Source organism: Paraburkholderia sp. GAS333, assembly GCF_050435665.1.
GTDB lineage: Bacteria > Pseudomonadota > Gammaproteobacteria > Burkholderiales > Burkholderiaceae > Paraburkholderia > Paraburkholderia fungorum_A.
The window spans coordinates 689256-705160 of the sequence record NZ_JBNDKS010000002.1; the positions used below are offsets into that span (position 1 = coordinate 689256).

The following is a 15905-nucleotide window of genomic DNA, read 5'->3' on the forward strand; positions in this document are numbered from 1 at the left end:
TTAATCGCGCAGAGGGTGGGATCGCTGAGGGTGATACTGCGTGTCTGCGCCGCAAGAGTTGCGGCGCAGACACGCTGACAGGCTTGCTGCTTACTTACCTTGCGTTGCCGGAGCCGAGGCCGGCGCCGTGCCCGATGCACCCGGAACCGGCTGCGTCGGCTTCACTGCGACCGGCGCGGACGCCGAAGTTTCCGGCTTGTTCTGCGCGAGACGGCGCTCGGACAGCGACTTCGATTCCTGCACCGGCTTGCCTTCGAGCTTGTTCAGACCTTGCTGCATCATGAAGTCGTCGGCCGAACCGAATTCAACCGGCTTGCGATCACGATCTTTCTGCCGCTGTTCCGGCGTCTTCTTGTCGTTCGCTTCTTCGAGCAGGCGCAGTTGGTCCATACGGTCCTGTTCGCGCTGTTCCGCTTCCTTCTTCTCGTTCGGATCTTGCGTGTTCGCAAGGTGATTCGAGTAGTCGACTTCACGGGTCACGAGTGCGTCGTCCGGATCGCCGTCTGCGTATTGATCGACCGCGACGTCAGGACGGATGCCCTTGTTCTGGATCGAACGGCCGCTCGGCGTGTAGTAGTACGCCGTGGTCAGACGCAGCGCGGTGTCGGCGGTCATCGGGCGGACGGTTTGCACCGAGCCCTTGCCGAACGTGGTCTTGCCGACGATCAGCGCACGGCGTTGATCCTGCAGCGCGCCAGCGACGATTTCGGACGCCGATGCCGAGTAGGCGTTGGTCAGCACGACCATCGGCACGGTCTTGAAGATTGCCGGGACGTCTTTCAGCGGATCGCTGTCGAAAGATTGCAGACGGTAGTTGTCGTACGTGTCGCGGTAGACCTGCTTCGAGTCCGGAATCTGACCGTTGGTCGACACCACCACCGAGTTCGGCGGCAGGAACGCGCCTGCTACGCCGACCGCGCTTTGCAGCAGACCGCCGCCGTTGTTACGCAGATCGAGGATCAGTCCCTTCAGGTTCGGCGACTGGCGCGCGATGTCTTGCAGCTTCGCTGCGAGATCCGGCACGGTGCGTTCCTGGAAGCTGGTGATACGGACATACGCGTAGCCCGGTGCGAGCACCTTGCCCTTGACCGACTGCACCTTGATGATGGCGCGCGTGACGGTGAGCGGGAACGTGCGGTCGTCGGTCTTGCGGAAGATCGTAAGCGTGACCTTGGTGCCCGGATCGCCGCGCATCTGCTTGACCGCCTGGTCGAGCGTCATGCCGCGAACCGGCTTGTCGTTGATACGCGTGATCAGGTCGCCCGGACGGATGCCTGCGCGGAACGCGGGCGTGTCTTCGATCGGCGAAATCACCTTGATCAGGCCGTCTTCCGACGAAATTTCGATGCCGAGACCTGCGAAGCGACCCTTGGTCTGCTCCTGCAGTTCTTCGTAATCGGTCTTGTCGAGGTACGACGAGTGCGGGTCGAGGCTCGACACCATGCCCTTGATTGCGGCGGTGAGGAGCTTTTTATCGTCGACCGGTTCGACGTATTCATGTTTGATCTGCCCGAACACTTCGGCGAAGAGCCTGAGCTGGTCTAGCGGCAGCGGCGCGGTGGCACTGGCGGGCTGCTGTGCCGAAGCGGAAAGTTGCAGGGTGGCAAATGCCCCGGTAGCAAGGCCCACGGCAATCAGGCCGATATTTTTCAGGTTCTTTCGCATAGAGTCTGTTGCGGTCGGAAGCGCGTGGCAGCGTCGTTAGAGATTTGGACGGACAAGTATAACTGCACACTCGCCCAGTCAGGGCGCGGCGCAGGCAATCGTGATTCGACAGCATGCTACGGGCCTGGTTCGTGGGATCAGGCTCGCGATTGCAAAGAATGGTGCGGTAGCGCGCGCAGGATGGCGGAGCCCGCCTGCGTGCCCGATGTCAGCCAGCTCTTGCTGGTCTTCGCAAAACTGTATTTCCGAACGGCCGGTGCTGGTGGCCGTGGCTCTTTGGTGGTTTCAGCGAAGGGCCACAGCCGGGTACGTTGGACTTAGCCCGCTTTGCCCTGCTTCGCGACGGCGGCTTGCGCCTTCGCGATCGCGTCCTGGTCGCCGAGGTAGTAATGCGTGATCGGCTTCAGGTTTTCGTCGAGTTCATAGACGAGCGGCACGCCATTCGGAATATTCAGGCCGACGATGTCGTCGTCGGAAATATTGTCGAGGTACTTGACCAGCGCGCGGATCGAATTGCCGTGCGCGGCGATCACGACTTTGCGGCCCGACTTGATGGCCGGTGCGATCGACTCGTTCCACAGCGGCAGCACGCGCGCCACGGTGTCTTTCAGGCACTCGGTGAGCGGCAGCTGCTCGCGCGGCACCTTGGCGTAACGCGGATCGCTGTACGGCGCGCGCTCGTCGGTCGGCTCGAGGGCCGGCGGCGGCGTGTCGTAGCTACGGCGCCAGACCAGCACCTGTTCGTCGCCGAACTTCGCGGCCGTTTCCGCCTTGTTCAGACCCGACAGCGCGCCGTAGTGACGTTCGTTCAGACGCCACGAATGCACCACCGGCAGATACATCAGATCCATTTTGTCCTGCACGTGCCACAGCGTGCGGATCGCGCGCTTGAGCACCGACGTGTACGCGATGTCGAACGAATAGCCGGATTCCTTCAGCAGCACGCCTGCCTGCTGCGCTTCGCTGTTGCCCTGTTCCGTGAGGTCGACGTCGACCCAGCCCGTGAAGCGGTTTTCCTTGTTCCACGTCGATTCGCCGTGGCGGATGAGAACGAGTTTGTACATGAGATTGCCGGTCGGTAGTGAGGAAGCGGTCAAGCGCTGCGGAGGTCCTCTAGAGGAGCGCCGCCATCGCGTCAGACGGTTATTTTATAATGGGTCGATTGCCCTTTTCGATTTCTCTCTTTTTCGGCGGATTTTCCGTGAAGTTTTTCACTGATTACACAAACCTTGTACTGATCGCGATCGTCCTCATCTCCGGTGGGTTGCTGCTGTGGCCGACGATCAGCCGGCGCGGCCGTGGCGGCCTGTCGGCCGCTGAAGCCACGCAACTGATCAACCGGCGCAATGCGGCGGTTATCGACCTGCGTCCCGCCGCCGACTACGCCAAAGGGCATCTGCCCGCGGCACGGCACCTTGAATTCGCTGAATTGCAGGCGAAAGTCGCGCAACTCGTGAAGAACAAGAGCAACCCGGTGCTGCTGGTGTGCCAGACCGGCCAGCAGTCGAACAAGGCAGCGCGTATCGTGCAGGATGCAGGGTATGCGGAAGTCCATGTTCTCGAAGGCGGTGTCGACGCCTGGACGAAAGCCGGTATGCCGGTTGTGAAACAAGGAGCAGCCAAGTGAACAAAGTGATCATGTACAGCACCCAGGTGTGCCCGTATTGCCAGATGGCCGAACGTCTTTTAAAGTCGCGCGGCGTCGAGCACGTTGAAAAGGTACTGATCGACAAGGACCCGGCCCGTCGCGAAGAAATGATGACCCGGACCGGTCGTCGCACGGTGCCGCAGGTGTTCATCGGCGAGACGCATGTCGGCGGTTACGATGACCTTTCCGCGCTCGATCGCGCGGGCGGTCTGATGCCGCTGCTCGAAGCCGCCTGAACCCGCTGTCCGAAGTCGTGCGCCCGCGGGCGTGCGATCGGGCGGCTTAAGCAGGCGGGTGACACACAAGCCGCCGCAATGTCGTCCCAACGGGGCGCACTATGCGGTGCAACGATCTGGCGGCCCATGCAGTCATGGGTCGCTGCCATGCATATCAATCAGGAATCACTCAATCATGTCCGACGAGAATAACCAGCCGTTCTTCAACATTCAGCGCATCTATTTGAAGGACATGTCGCTCGAGCAGCCGAATTCGCCGGGCATCTTCCTCGAGCAGGAAATGCCGTCGGTCGAAGTCGAAGTCGACGTGAAGGCCGAGCGTCTCGCCGACACCGTGTTCGAAATCCTCGTCACGGGCACGGTCACGGCCAAGGTGTCGGACAAGGTTGCATTCCTGATCGAAGCCAAGCAAGCCGGCATTTTCGACATCCGCAACATCCCGGCTGAGCAGATCGACCCGCTGGTCGGCATTGCCTGCCCGACGATCCTGTTCCCGTACCTGCGCTCGAACATCGCCGACGCGATCACCCGCGCTGGTTTCCCGCCGATCCACCTGGCCGAAATCAACTTCCAGGCACTGTACGAGCAACGCCTCGCGCAGATGGGCAGCCAGGAAGGCGCGGCGCAGAACGGCGTCACGCACTAACGTGTCGCAGGCAGTGCCGGCTATGAAGGTTGCTGTCCTCGGCGCCGGCGCATGGGGCACGGCCCTCGCCGGCCACCTGGCCCTACGGCACGACACGCTGTTGTGGGCGCGCGAGTCCGCGCTCATCGACGATCTCCGCGCTTCGAACGAAAACGCCCGCTATCTGGCGGGCGTTGCTTTGCCGCCTGCGCTTCGCTACGAAGCCGACCTGCTCGCAGCGCTCGACCACGCGCTCGCCGACGACGCGTTGTGCGTCGTGGCAACGCCCGTGGCCGGTCTGCGCGGTCTGTTCCGGTCGATGCGCGACGCAGGCAAGGTGCCGGCGCATATCGTGTGGCTGTGCAAGGGGTTCGAAGCCGAGTCGCAGTTGTTGCCGCATCAGGTGGTCGCGGCGGAATTGCCGGCGCATAGCAGTAACGGCGTGCTGTCCGGCCCGAGCTTCGCGCGCGAAGTCGGGCGGCGTCTGCCGGTTGCGTTGACGATCGCGAGCGCGTCCGCTGCGTGCCGCGAGCATACGGTGGCCGCGTTTCATCACGACGCCATGCGCATCTATACCGGCGACGACGTCGTCGGCGTGGAAGTGGGCGGTGCAGTGAAGAACGTGTTGGCCATTGCAACGGGCATCGCCGATGGACTCGGCCTCGGTCTGAATGCGCGCGCGGCGTTGATCACGCGCGGATTGGCCGAAATGTCGCGCCTCGGCGTGACGCTCGGCGGACGGGCTGAGACGTTCACCGGTTTGACCGGTCTGGGCGATCTGATCCTGACCGCAACCGGCGATCTGTCGCGCAATCGTACGGTGGGCATGCAACTCGCCACTGGCCGTACGCTCGACGATATTCTCGGCGCGCTCGGTCACGTTGCCGAAGGCGTGCGTTGTGCGCAGGCGGTTCTCGCGATTGCGCGTGCTCATGCAATCGAGATGCCGATTACGCAGGCGGTGTGCGCCGTGCTGTTCGACGGCGTAGCGCCTCGCGACGCCGTCAGCGCCCTGCTGCGGCGCGATTCCAAAGCTGAATAAGCGTTGTCTTTCAGCCGTTTAGCGTGGTTCGACGCTGAACGGCTGCTCAATTTCGCGGTCCACGTTTTTATCGACGCTTCGGATCGGCGAGGTTTCCCATCATGTTCAGGTTCAACGGATGCACGCTGGAAGCATGCGTGGTCGACATCACGACGCTTGCTGTGGACGCGATCGTCAACGCGGCGAACACGTCTTTATTAGGTGGAGGAGGCGTGGACGGCGCGATTCATCGCGCGGCGGGAAAAGAGTTGCTGCGCGAATGCGAAACGCTGGGCGGCTGTGCGACCGGCGACGCGAAACTCACCGGCGGCTATTGCTTGCCCGCCAGGCACGTGATCCACGCAGTTGGCCCGGTGTGGCGGGGCGGCGCGCACGGCGAGGCTGAATTACTGGCCTCCTGCTATCGCCGGTCGCTGGAAATCGCGGAGCAGGCGCAGTGCACCAGCATCGCGTTTCCCGCGATCAGTTGCGGGATCTACCATTTCCCCGCCGGCCAGGCTGTGCAAATCGCGCTCAATACCGTGCTCGGGACGCTCCCGCGCACGCCGCAAATTGAACGAGTGGTGTTCGCCTGTTTCGACGACGCCATGTTCGCGCGCTACGGAGCGGCATTGATCAGCGCTGAAAGCGGCACCTGACGCCGCCTTTACGCGATCTCAAGCGCCGCCGTCGAAGCCCGTCTGGCGCCACGCTTCGAACACCACGATTGCCACCGTATTCGACAGATTCAGGCTGCGGTTGCCGGGTCGCATCGGCAGACGGACGCGTTGTTCGCCCGCGAACTGGTCGAGCACCGAGTCAGGCAGGCCGCGCGTTTCGGCGCCGAACACAAACCAGTCGCCCGACTGGAAAGCATGCTCGTGAAAACGGCCCGAGCCGCGCGTCGTGAACGCGAACATGCGCGACGGATCAGGCGTCTCCTTGGCGACGAACGCTGCCCAATCGGCATGCACATTCATTTGCGCATATTCGTGATAGTCGAGGCCGGCGCGGCGCAGCTTGGCATCGTCGAGCGGAAAGCCGAGCGGCTCGATCAGATGCAAACGCGCGCCCGTATTGGCGCACAGGCGAATCACGTTGCCGGTGTTCGGCGGAATTTCCGGTTCTACGAGAACGACATTGAACATAGCGAGATCAGTAGGAGACTAGTTTTTTGGAGTGCGCAGCGCGACGAAGTTCGTGACCCGTCTCGCGCCGGCTGCTTTGAGCGTGTGGGCGAGCGCTTCGAGTGTGGCGCCGGTCGTCATCACGTCGTCCACAATACCAACGTGCAGACCGCGCACCGGTTTGGCGACCCGGAACGCGCGCCCCACGTTCTGCCGACGCGCGTCGTGATCGAGCCGTGACTGCGGTGCCGTGTCGAGCACCCGTTGCAGCAAGGTTGCATCGCTTCGTACTCGCAGCGCGCGAGCCAGCGGTTTCGCGATCTGCCAGGCCTGGTTGTAACCGCGCTCGGTGAGGCGTCGGCGAGCCAGGGGCACGGGTGCGATCACGTCGGGCCAGTCGGTTGAGTCATGCGCCGCGTCTTGTGCGAGCCGCGCGAGGCGTCGTGCGAATTCGTCGGCGAGCATCAGCCGGGAGCGGAATTTCAGACCGACGGCCAGCGTGTCCAATGGCGGACGGTAATCGGCGAGGGCAAAACTCGCGTCGAACGGCGGCGGCGCATCGCTGCAATCCCCGCAGCGAAACGAAGCGCGGCTCGAACGACCCGCGCGACGCGAGGACGCCAGCGGCACCGCGCACACCGTGCAGCGCGAGCGCGCTTCATTCCAGTAGGCTTCGTCACAGCCACCACACAACACGTTATGCGACAAATTGCCACATAACGCGCAGAGATTCGGTAAAGCGATTTGCACAACCTGGGGCCATACCGAATGCCAACTGCTCGCGAAACGCGAGAAGCTGCTAGCGAAAGACGAAGAAGAGGGGCGGAATGGCACGTGTGGGCGACCGCGAGGGCCGTTCGGCTGAATGCAAATAAGCGAACGAGTATACTTCGTGCTCTACGCCAGCACGACACCCATGTCCCCAACTCCCGCTCAATCTGGCCGTCCGGCCTATGATTCCCGGCGCCTCCGGCGTATTTTCGACCGTCGCGCCGAGACTTTCGGCGACGTCGCATTCCTGCCGCGCGAAATTGCGCAACGCATGCGCGAGCGTCTCGACTTCATCAAGGTCGCGCCGACGAGCGTGCTCGACGCCGGTTGCGGCGCGGGCGAAGACATCCCCGCACTGCGCGAACGCTTTCCCGAGGCACCGGTGTTCGGCACCGATCTGTCGCGCGGGATGCTCGCGCGAGCGTTACACCATGACTCCGGCGACACCAGCTGGCGGCGCTTTTTGCCGGCATCGCTCGGCAAGGCGCTCGGCGCGCGTGGTCCGCGATTCGCGCAAGCCGACTTTTCCGCGTTGCCGTTTGCGGGCGGCGCGTTCGAGTTCATCTGGTCGAATCTCGCGTTGCATTGGCACTCGCGGCCCGATCTCGTGTTCCCCGAGTGGCAACGCGTACTCAAGGTGAATGGCCTGCTGATGTTCAGCACGCTCGGCCCGGACACGCTCAAGGAGCTGCGCGGCGCCTATGCTGAAGTAGAGGCGGCTCACGGTGCGGCATCGCGCAAGCATGTGATCGATTTCGTCGATATGCACGACCTCGGCGATATGCTGGTCGAAAGCGGCTTCGAAATTCCGGTGATGGACCAGGAGACGATCACGATCACGTACAAGTCGCCCGAGTCGCTGCTTGCCGACGTGCGGCGCTGGGGCGCGTATCCGTTCGAACGTGACACGGCGTCGGCTGCCCCGGCGGCGCGCCGGTTGCACAAGGCTTTGCTGGCTGCACTGGAAGCGCGTCGTCGCGCCGACGGCACCATCGCGCTGACTTTCGAAGTGATTTACGGACACGCGTGGAAGGCCGTTCCGAGGACTACCGCGGAAGGGCACGGCATCGTTCGAATCGAGGACATTGGCAGGGGTTCACAGAGGAATCGTTGACGCGGAAAGAGGGCATCTGTTATGTCTGAAATTTCCGCTTCAAAAAGACCCGCAAAAGACCCGTGAAAATGGCGGAAAGGCTTGTCCTGTCGGGCTTTCGGGCCAATCGGGGCTTGCTTGTGGATGCTCTGGATCGCGCCTATAATGCGTCAGTTTGTCGCCAGGAGTTCCCACATCAGGCGCGGCAGACCGAGGCGCAGGGCTGCAACATGAAGTGAAGCTGAAGTGACGCGGTATGGTTCATGCGGCCAGATTTCTGGCGGCAAGGAATGGCCGAAGGCGGTGATTCGCAGGAGGCAGCGTTGGGCGCATCAGATCATCTGTTGGCAGATTCTGAGCCGGTCCTCAAAGACTGGACGATGAAACGCAACTGCTCGATCTCGCCCCGGCAGTTCATCTGTCTCTACGTGTCACTTGCGTTGTTCTCGCTGGCAATTGCATTCATGCTGGTTCTGGTCGGCGCCTGGCTGGTGCTGCCGTTCACCGGAATCGAATTGCTGGCGGTCGGTATCGCCTTTGCCATCTATGCGCGTCATGCTGTGGATTACGAGCGGATCCGGCTGTATCCGAATCGGCTCGTGATAGAGCAGGTCAGTGCCGAGCAGCTTACGCAGTTCGAATTCAATCCGCGCTGGGTGCGGATCGAGCCGGGCGCAACGCCGCGTGACCACATCAAACTGGTTTCGCGCGGCCAGACGATCATGATCGGGCAACATCTCGCGCAGTATCGGCGCGCGCAGTTCGCAGACGAATTGCGTATATGGCTCGCACGTTGTTAGACGTGCCAGGCACGAAGCGTTCAACCGGAATGCGAGAAAGCTGCCAGCGGGGTCGAGAGTTTGAATGGAAAATTTGGGTAAGGAAGCTATGAAAACAATCAAGCGAGCGCTCATGGGCGTGCTGGCGACAAGCGGACTGCTTTTCGCCGGAGCTGCCCTGGCAGTAGGTGATGCTCCTGGCGGCCCTGCCGTCAACGCCATCAACCTTCAGCCGCCTGCGTCAAAAATCGCTGAGGAGCTATTCAGCCTGCATATGTTCATGCTGGCGCTTTGCACGGTGATTTTTGTCGGCGTGTTCGCCGTGATGTTTTATTCGGTCTTTGCGCACCGCAAATCGAAAGGCCATAAAGCTTCGAATTTCCACGAAAGCACCACGGTCGAAATTATCTGGACGATCGTGCCGTTCGTGATCGTCGTCCTGATGGCGCTGCCCGCCACCAAGACCGTCGTCGCGATGAAGGACACCTCGAACGCCGACCTCACCATCAAGGTCACCGGCTATCAGTGGAAATGGGGTTACGACTACGTGAAGGGCCCGGGCGAGGGCATCGGCTTCCTGTCCACGCTGGCTACGCCGCGTGCGCAAACCGACGGTCATGAACCGATCGGCACGCTGTATCTGCAGGAAGTCGACAATCCGCTGGTCGTCCCGGTCGACAAGAAAATCCGCATCATCACCACTGCGAACGACGTGGTCCACTCCTGGTACGTGCCGGCATTCGGCGTGAAGCAGGACGCGATTCCGGGCTTCGTGCGCGATACGTGGTTCAAGGCTAACCGGGTCGGCACATTCCGCGGCTTCTGTACGGAACTCTGCGGCAAGGAACACGCGTTCATGCCGGTCGTAGTCGAAGTGCTGTCGGCAGACGACTACGCGAAGTGGGTGGACGTGCAGAAGAAGAAAATGGCCGCAGGCCAGGACGATCCGAACAAGACCTACACGTTGGCCGAGTTGATGGAGCGCGGCGGCAAGGTGTATGCAGCGAACTGCGCGGTGTGCCACCAGCCGACCGGCAAGGGCGCGGGCGAATTCCCGGCGCTCGACGGCAGCAAGATTGCCAACGGCCCGATCGCCCAGCACGTGAGCCTCGTGCTGAAGGGCAAGAACGCAATGCCTTCGTGGGCGCCGACGCTGAACGACGTCGAAATCGCTTCGGTGATCACATACGAACGTAATTCGTGGGGCAACCACACCGGCGACATTCTCCAGCCGAAGCAGGTCGCGGATGCCCGTAACGGCAAGCTGCCCGAAGGCGGCGACCATCTCGCCGACGCGGGCGCGGCGGCGGCTGCGAGCGGTGCGGCTGCAGGCGCAAGCGGCGCAGAAGCGGCATCGGCCGCGCCGGCAGCCGCGGCACCTGCATCCGCATCCGATAACGCAGCGGCGCCGCAGGCCGACCTGCCGGCGAGCATCTACTTCGACACGGGCAAGAGCACGTTGCCGGCCGACGCGAAAGCGGCAGTCGACGCAGCCGCGGCCTACGCGAAGGCGCATCCGGACGCGAAATTCACGTTGTCGGGCTACACCGACGCCACCGGTTCCGCCGAGCTCAACGCGAAGCTCGCGAAGACCCGTGCCGAAGCCGTGCGCGACGCGCTCAAGGCAGCCGGCATCGCAGAAGACAAAATTATTTTAAAGAAACCGGAAACGGTCACTGGCGGCAGCGACGCAAAAGCAGCACGACGCGTTCAGATCGACGCGGCTGCCTGACGTATTCACGGAAAGCACGCAGTATTCGCTTTAGGAGATTGTCATGTCTAGCATCGGACACGATGTAACCGCGGGCCACGAGCACGTGCACGGCGACCATGCACACGAACTGCCGCATGGCTGGCGTCGTTGGCTGTTTGCAACCAATCACAAGGACATCGGTACGCTGTACCTGATCTTCTCGTTCACCATGTTCCTGTCCGGGGGCGTGATGGCGCTGGGGATCCGTGCCGAACTGTTCGAGCCCGGCCTGCAGATCATGCGTCCCGAGTTCTTCAACCAGTTGACCACCATGCACGGCCTGATCATGGTGTTCGGCGCGATCATGCCGGCGTTCGTCGGCTTCGCGAACTGGATGGTGCCGTTGCAGATCGGCGCGTCGGACATGGCTTTTGCGCGGATGAACAACTTCAGCTTCTGGCTGCTGCCGGTGGCGGCGGTGCTGCTGGTCGGTTCGTTCTTCGCACCGGGCGGCGCGACCGCTGCGGGCTGGACGCTCTATGCGCCGTTGTCCACGCAAATGGGCCCGGGCATGGACTTCGCGATTTTCGCGGTCCACTTGATGGGTGCTTCGTCGATCATGGGCGGCATCAACATCGTCGTGACGATTCTGAACATGCGCGCCCCCGGCCTCACGCTGATGAAGATGCCGATGTTCGTGTGGACGTGGCTGATCACCGCATATCTGCTGATCGCGGTGATGCCGGTTCTGGCGGGCGCGATCACGATGGTGCTGTTCGATCGCCACTTCGGCACGTCGTTCTTCAACGCGGCAGGCGGCGGCGACCCGGTGATGTACCAGCACATCTTCTGGTTCTTCGGGCACCCCGAGGTCTACATCATGATCTTGCCGGCGTTCGGGATCGTGTCGCAAGTGATCCCGGCGTTCTCGCGCAAGCCGCTGTTCGGCTATAGCTCGATGGTGTACGCAACGTCGTCGATCGCGATCCTGTCGTTCATGGTCTGGGCGCACCACATGTTCGCGACCGGCATGCCGGTGACGGGCCAGCTGTTCTTCATGTACGCGACGATGCTGATCGCCGTGCCGACCGGCGTGAAGGTGTTCAACTGGGTCGCGACGATGTGGCGCGGTTCGCTCAGCTTTGAAACCCCGATGCTGTTCGCCGTCGGCTTCCTGATCGTGTTCACGTTCGGCGGTCTGTCGGGCCTGATGCTGGCGATGGCGCCGCTCGACATCCAGTATCACGGAACCTATTTCGTGGTCGCGCACTTCCACTACGTGCTGGTGGCGGGGTCGCTGTTCGCGCTCTTCTCCGGCTGGTACTACTGGGCGCCGAAGTGGACCGGCTGGATGTACAACGAAACGCGCGGCAAGATCCACTTCTGGGCGTCGATGTTCTTCTTCAACCTCGCGTTCCTGCCGATGCACTTCGTCGGTCTCGCCGGCATGCCGCGTCGTTACGCCGACTACCCGGCGCAGTTCACCGACTGGAATCAGGTTATTTCGATCGGCGCGTTCGGCTTCGGTCTGGCGCAGGTCTACTTCCTGTTCGCGGTTGCACTGCCGGCCTACCGTGGCGGCGGCGAACTCGAAGAAGCGGGCGACAAGCCGTGGGACGGCGCAACGGGCCTCGAGTGGACCGTGCCGAGCCCGGCTCCGTTCCACACGTTCGAACATCCGCCGACCGTCGAATAAGCGGTTGGATTCTGGCGGGAGGCCTGGCTCTGGCGGCATCGTCTGGATGCAGCGAGTCGAACCAGGCCTCCACCGGCAGGCGGCGGCGCTCCAGTTACGACCGGCGCATCCGCCAGTCACAAAAGCATTCAGAAAGTCGAGCATGACGCGTAATCCACAGGAAAGACGTACGCCGGAACAGATTCGCGCGGGCAACAGGCGGATTGGGTTGGTGATGTTCGTGATCGCGGCAATCTTTTTCGCGAGCGTCATCATCAAGCAGCGCTGGTTCACCTGAGGTTCGCCCGGCGGTTGGTTTAGCAGCAGCCTCACCGCTGAAATCTGGTTAGCAGGTTTGTTGAGGATTCAGATGTCGACGCAACCGCCGGCTCAGGCCGACCGCTCTTTCAACCGTGTGATGCTGATCAAGCTGTTCATCGTCGCGGCGATGATGTTCGGCTTCGGGTTCGCGCTGGTGCCGATGTATCGGGCGATCTGCCAGATTACCGGGATCAACAACCTCGTTCAGCGCGATGCCACGGTGCGTGAGGCAAAGAATACGCAGGTCGACATGAGCCGCACGATTTCAATCGAATTCGATGCGAACGCACGCGGCCCGCTCGGTTTCAAGCCGGAACAGCGCAGCATGGACGTGCATCCGGGCGAAGTGACGACAGTGATGTACGAGGTCAGCAACGAACAGGCGCGCACGATCCAGGCGCAAGCCATTCCGAGCTATGCGCCGAAGCAGGCCACCGAGTACTTCAGAAAGATCGAGTGTTTCTGCTTTACGCAGCAGACGTTGACGGCGAACCAGACCAAACGCTTGCCGGTCGTGTTCGTGGTCGATCCGAAGTTGCCGAAGGACGTGAAGACGATCACGTTGTCGTACACGTTTTTCGAACTGAACACGCCGGCAGCGGCGACGGCCGGCAGCGCGGCGCCCACTGCCAGCACGACGAATCCGGCGGCGGCTTCCGCCAATCCCGCGTGACGGCAGCGGCCGTCGGCGAATGAAGACGAGACGAGATGAGCGATAACGGCGGCAGTCCGCGCAAAAGCAGTTTTGGTCAGTCGATGCGTGCCGTGTTCTGGTCGTTTTTTGGCGTGCGCAAGCGCCGCGATCTGGAAGCGGACGCCACGCAACTGAATCCGCTGCATGTGGTTGCTGCTGCGTTGATCACTGCGGCAATTTCCATTGGCGTGCTGATTCTGGTCGTGCGCGCGGTGGTCGGTTAAAGCGGCGCGCGTGCGGGCGACGTAGTGATGAGAGGCAAGGGCGGAGACAGCGGGCCCACGAATTAGAGAGAAGCGATGCGGTATCGACGCGTCGCCGAAGACACAGCCGGACATTCCGGAACAACTGGACTGAAGTGGAGAATCAAGAATGAGCGGTCAAAACGAGAGCCCGTACTATTTCGTACCGCATCCGTCGCGGCATCCGATCAGCGCCGCTATCGGGTTGCTGGTCATGCTCGGATCGCTTGCGGCCTGGATCAACGAACACGACTGGGCGCCGATTGGCGTCGTGGCCGGCTTGTTGTGGCTGCTCTTCACGCTGTGGCACTGGTTCGGCGACGCGATTGCCGAATCGGAAGGCGGCATGTACGGCAAGAATGTCGACAAGTCGTACCGCTGGAGCATGAGCTGGTTCATCTTCTCCGAAGTGATGTTCTTCGGCGCGTTCTTCGGCGCGTTGTTCTATGCGCGTGAAATTGCGCTGCATCAACTGGGCAGTCTCGATTACAAGCTGATCTGGCCGGATTTCTCGGCGGTCTGGCCGAACAACGGGCCGGCTGCGCTGGTGTCGCAATACAAGTCGATGCAGCCGTGGCCGGTGCCGACCATCAACACGGCGTTGCTTCTTTCGTCGGGCGCGACGTTGACGGTGTCGCACCATGCGCTGCGCGAGAATCATCGCAAGAAAGCGATCATCTGGCTGGCGGCTACGCTCGTGCTGGGCGTGTGCTTTCTGTTCCTGCAGGGCTTCGAATATTTTCACGCGTACAACGAACTGAATCTGACGCTGGCTTCGGGCGTGTACGGTTCGACGTTCTTCCTGCTGACGGGTTTCCACGGTTTCCATGTGTTCCTCGGCGGCACGATGCTGGCGGTGGTGCTGGCACGGCTGATTCGCGGTCACTTCACGGCCGAGCATCACTTTGCGTTCGAAGGCGCCGCCTGGTACTGGCACTTTGTGGACGTCGTGTGGCTTGGGCTGTACGTCGTCGTGTACTGGCTGTAACGCAATCTGGTTTGCGCTGACCGGTTATCCGGAGTGTGCAGGCCGTTCGCGCAACGCCGCTCGCGGCGAGCGCAAGCAGTAGGTAACGATCAAAGCAGCGCCGCCCTCGACCCTGTCAGGGCGGCGTTTTGTTTGGCGGATTGGAGGGCGGGTGTCGACGGTGAGCAGTGTTGCCACGCGCTCGAGACAGCAGACGCAGCGGTAAATCAGTTGCAGTCTTGATCGCTCGCGAGCAGCCGGCAATGGCCGGCCGACGCGAGAGTTGATCGCCGGACTCAGCGTCCGTACGGAATACCGGTGGACTGAATCCAGCCCATCCAGTGCGCGAAGAGGATGAACAGGAACAGCGAGATCGACAGACCCACCCGCGTGGCGAGCGACCAGACCATCCGTTTGGTTTTGCCCTTGTCATGCATCATGAAATACAGCGCCGACACCATGCTGGCGATGATCAGGACGAAGGCAATGGGAACGAGAATGTGCATGGAGCTAGCTGAAACCAGAAAGCGCAGAGGCAAGACGTTTATTATCGCACCGCATGCGGGCGTTTGCCGCAGGTTCCAGGCGTCGACGCCAGCACCGCTGGAGCGCGTTCAATGAAGATTCGCCTGATCCCCGCGTTGCTGATTCTGCTGGTGATTGTCGTGACCGTGCGGCTCGGTTTCTGGCAGCGCGACCGTGCCCATCAGAAGGAAGCGCTTGAGGCGCATATCACGCAGTTCGAGAATGCACCCGCGCAGCCGTTGGGCAGCGCGCCGGTCGAATTGAAAGACATCGAGTTTCATCGGGTGAAGGCGCGCGGCACGTTCGTCGCGGATAAGGTCGTCTACCTGGATAATCGTCCGTATAACGATCAGCCCGGCTTTTACGTCGTGATGCCTTTTAAACTGGCCGACGGCGGTTACGTGCTGGTCAATCGTGGCTGGCTGCCGCGCAATATGAGCAATCGCGAAACCATCGCGCCCTATACGACGCCACCGGGCGAAGTCGAGATCGAGGGTATCGTGCGCGCCGACGCGTCACGCGCTTTCGAGTTGGGGCAGGGCGGCTCGGCCGCGCATCAGTTGATCCGCCAGAATCTGGATACCGCCGCGTACGCAGCGGAAACCGGGCTGCCGCTGCACCCGTTCGTGATCCAGCAATTGAGCGACGACGGCGACCAACTGGTGCGCGACTGGCCCGCACCGGATAACGGCGTCGAGCGAAATTACGGCTACATGTTCCAGTGGTGGGGCATGGCGGCGGCGGCTCTGGTTTTTGGCCTGTACGCCGCGCGCCGCGCCGCCAGAAAAGAGCAGACGCAAGAGCACGCGCCGGGCGCGTAATG

The 15905-nt window shown here is 62.0% G+C and carries 19 protein-coding genes; 14 read left to right on the forward strand and 5 right to left on the reverse strand.

Translation table 11 applies throughout. The annotated features are described in order from the left end of the window. Positions 1–90: 90 nt before the first annotated feature. Together ABH945_RS12290 and gpmA are read right to left on the reverse strand one after the other, a co-directional pair. Positions 91–1665 carry a S41 family peptidase gene (locus ABH945_RS12290; RefSeq protein WP_074762878.1) on the reverse strand — a complete coding sequence of 525 codons (1575 nt, stop codon included), beginning with the start codon at positions 1663–1665 and terminating at the stop codon, positions 91–93. A gap of 317 nt (positions 1666–1982) precedes the next feature. Further along, positions 1983–2729: a 2,3-diphosphoglycerate-dependent phosphoglycerate mutase gene (gpmA, locus tag ABH945_RS12295; protein ID WP_074762879.1), complete on the reverse strand. Its 747-nt coding sequence runs from the start codon at positions 2727–2729 to the stop codon at positions 1983–1985. Between the two features lie 137 nt (positions 2730–2866). On the opposite strand from gpmA, the gene ABH945_RS12300 reads away from it, so the two are divergent. The 5 genes from ABH945_RS12300 (at position 2867) to ABH945_RS12320 (ending at position 5854) form a co-directional block, all read left to right on the forward strand. After that, the gene (locus tag ABH945_RS12300) at positions 2867–3292 is read left to right on the forward strand and encodes a rhodanese-like domain-containing protein (RefSeq protein ID WP_074766243.1); all 426 of its coding nucleotides are present in this window, start codon (positions 2867–2869) and stop codon (positions 3290–3292) included. Continuing rightward, positions 3289–3549 (forward strand): glutaredoxin 3, encoded by a 261-nt coding sequence (grxC, locus tag ABH945_RS12305; protein ID WP_028199035.1) that lies wholly within the window; start codon positions 3289–3291, stop codon positions 3547–3549. Before ABH945_RS12300 ends, grxC begins: the two co-directional genes overlap by 4 nt. Positions 3550–3724: 175 nt before the next feature. After that, positions 3725–4195, forward strand: a complete 471-nt coding sequence (gene secB / locus ABH945_RS12310) for a protein-export chaperone SecB (protein ID WP_074762880.1) — start codon at positions 3725–3727, stop codon at positions 4193–4195. Positions 4196–4217: 22 nt separating this feature from the next. Then, the gene (locus ABH945_RS12315) at positions 4218–5216 is read left to right on the forward strand and encodes an NAD(P)H-dependent glycerol-3-phosphate dehydrogenase (RefSeq protein ID WP_429250693.1); all 999 of its coding nucleotides are present in this window, start codon (positions 4218–4220) and stop codon (positions 5214–5216) included. Between the two features lie 101 nt (positions 5217–5317). Then, a complete protein-coding gene (locus ABH945_RS12320; protein ID WP_429250694.1) occupies positions 5318–5854 on the forward strand; it encodes an O-acetyl-ADP-ribose deacetylase in 537 nt (178 codons plus the stop codon). Positions 5855–5872: 18 nt separating this feature from the next. Here the strand turns inward: ABH945_RS12320 and trmL are convergent, their stop codons facing one another. Both trmL and ABH945_RS12330 read right to left on the reverse strand, forming a co-directional pair. Continuing rightward, complete coding sequence (gene trmL / locus ABH945_RS12325; RefSeq protein ID WP_074762883.1) at positions 5873–6343, reverse strand: tRNA (uridine(34)/cytosine(34)/5-carboxymethylaminomethyluridine(34)-2'-O)-methyltransferase TrmL; 471 nt, start codon at positions 6341–6343, stop codon at positions 5873–5875. A gap of 18 nt (positions 6344–6361) precedes the next feature. After that, entirely contained in the window at positions 6362–7072 is a 711-nt protein-coding gene (locus ABH945_RS12330) for a ComF family protein (RefSeq protein WP_429250695.1), read from the reverse strand. Positions 7073–7238: 166 nt separating this feature from the next. Between ABH945_RS12330 and ABH945_RS12335 the strand changes: the two genes are divergently transcribed. From ABH945_RS12335 to ABH945_RS12370, 8 genes are all read left to right on the forward strand, one after another. Then, the gene (locus ABH945_RS12335; protein ID WP_074762885.1) at positions 7239–8207 is read left to right on the forward strand and encodes a methyltransferase domain-containing protein; all 969 of its coding nucleotides are present in this window, start codon (positions 7239–7241) and stop codon (positions 8205–8207) included. A gap of 302 nt (positions 8208–8509) precedes the next feature. Continuing rightward, positions 8510–8986, forward strand: a complete 477-nt coding sequence (locus ABH945_RS12340) for a DUF2244 domain-containing protein (protein ID WP_429250696.1) — start codon at positions 8510–8512, stop codon at positions 8984–8986. Positions 8987–9050: 64 nt separating this feature from the next. Beyond that, positions 9051–10697, forward strand: coding sequence for a cytochrome c oxidase subunit II (gene coxB / locus ABH945_RS12345; RefSeq protein ID WP_429250697.1), 1647 nt, complete (start codon positions 9051–9053; stop codon positions 10695–10697). A gap of 43 nt (positions 10698–10740) precedes the next feature. Further along, the gene (ctaD, locus tag ABH945_RS12350) at positions 10741–12354 is read left to right on the forward strand and encodes a cytochrome c oxidase subunit I (RefSeq protein WP_074762887.1); all 1614 of its coding nucleotides are present in this window, start codon (positions 10741–10743) and stop codon (positions 12352–12354) included. Between the two features lie 142 nt (positions 12355–12496). After that, complete coding sequence (locus ABH945_RS12355; protein ID WP_216350600.1) at positions 12497–12631, forward strand: cytochrome oxidase small assembly protein; 135 nt, start codon at positions 12497–12499, stop codon at positions 12629–12631. Positions 12632–12703: 72 nt separating this feature from the next. Beyond that, positions 12704–13327: a cytochrome c oxidase assembly protein gene (locus tag ABH945_RS12360; protein WP_429250698.1), complete on the forward strand. Its 624-nt coding sequence runs from the start codon at positions 12704–12706 to the stop codon at positions 13325–13327. A gap of 35 nt (positions 13328–13362) precedes the next feature. Further along, positions 13363–13572 carry a DUF2970 domain-containing protein gene (locus tag ABH945_RS12365; protein WP_429250699.1) on the forward strand — a complete coding sequence of 70 codons (210 nt, stop codon included), beginning with the start codon at positions 13363–13365 and terminating at the stop codon, positions 13570–13572. A gap of 148 nt (positions 13573–13720) precedes the next feature. Continuing rightward, entirely contained in the window at positions 13721–14578 is an 858-nt protein-coding gene (locus tag ABH945_RS12370; protein ID WP_074762890.1) for a cytochrome c oxidase subunit 3, read from the forward strand. A 275-nt stretch (positions 14579–14853) separates the two neighbouring features. On the opposite strand, the gene ABH945_RS12375 is transcribed toward ABH945_RS12370, so the two are convergent. Then, positions 14854–15063, reverse strand: coding sequence for a twin transmembrane helix small protein (locus ABH945_RS12375; RefSeq protein WP_007179452.1), 210 nt, complete (start codon positions 15061–15063; stop codon positions 14854–14856). A gap of 111 nt (positions 15064–15174) precedes the next feature. On the opposite strand from ABH945_RS12375, the gene ABH945_RS12380 reads away from it, so the two are divergent. Then, positions 15175–15903 (forward strand): SURF1 family protein, encoded by a 729-nt coding sequence (locus ABH945_RS12380; protein ID WP_074762891.1) that lies wholly within the window; start codon positions 15175–15177, stop codon positions 15901–15903. Positions 15904–15905: the final 2 nt, after the last annotated feature.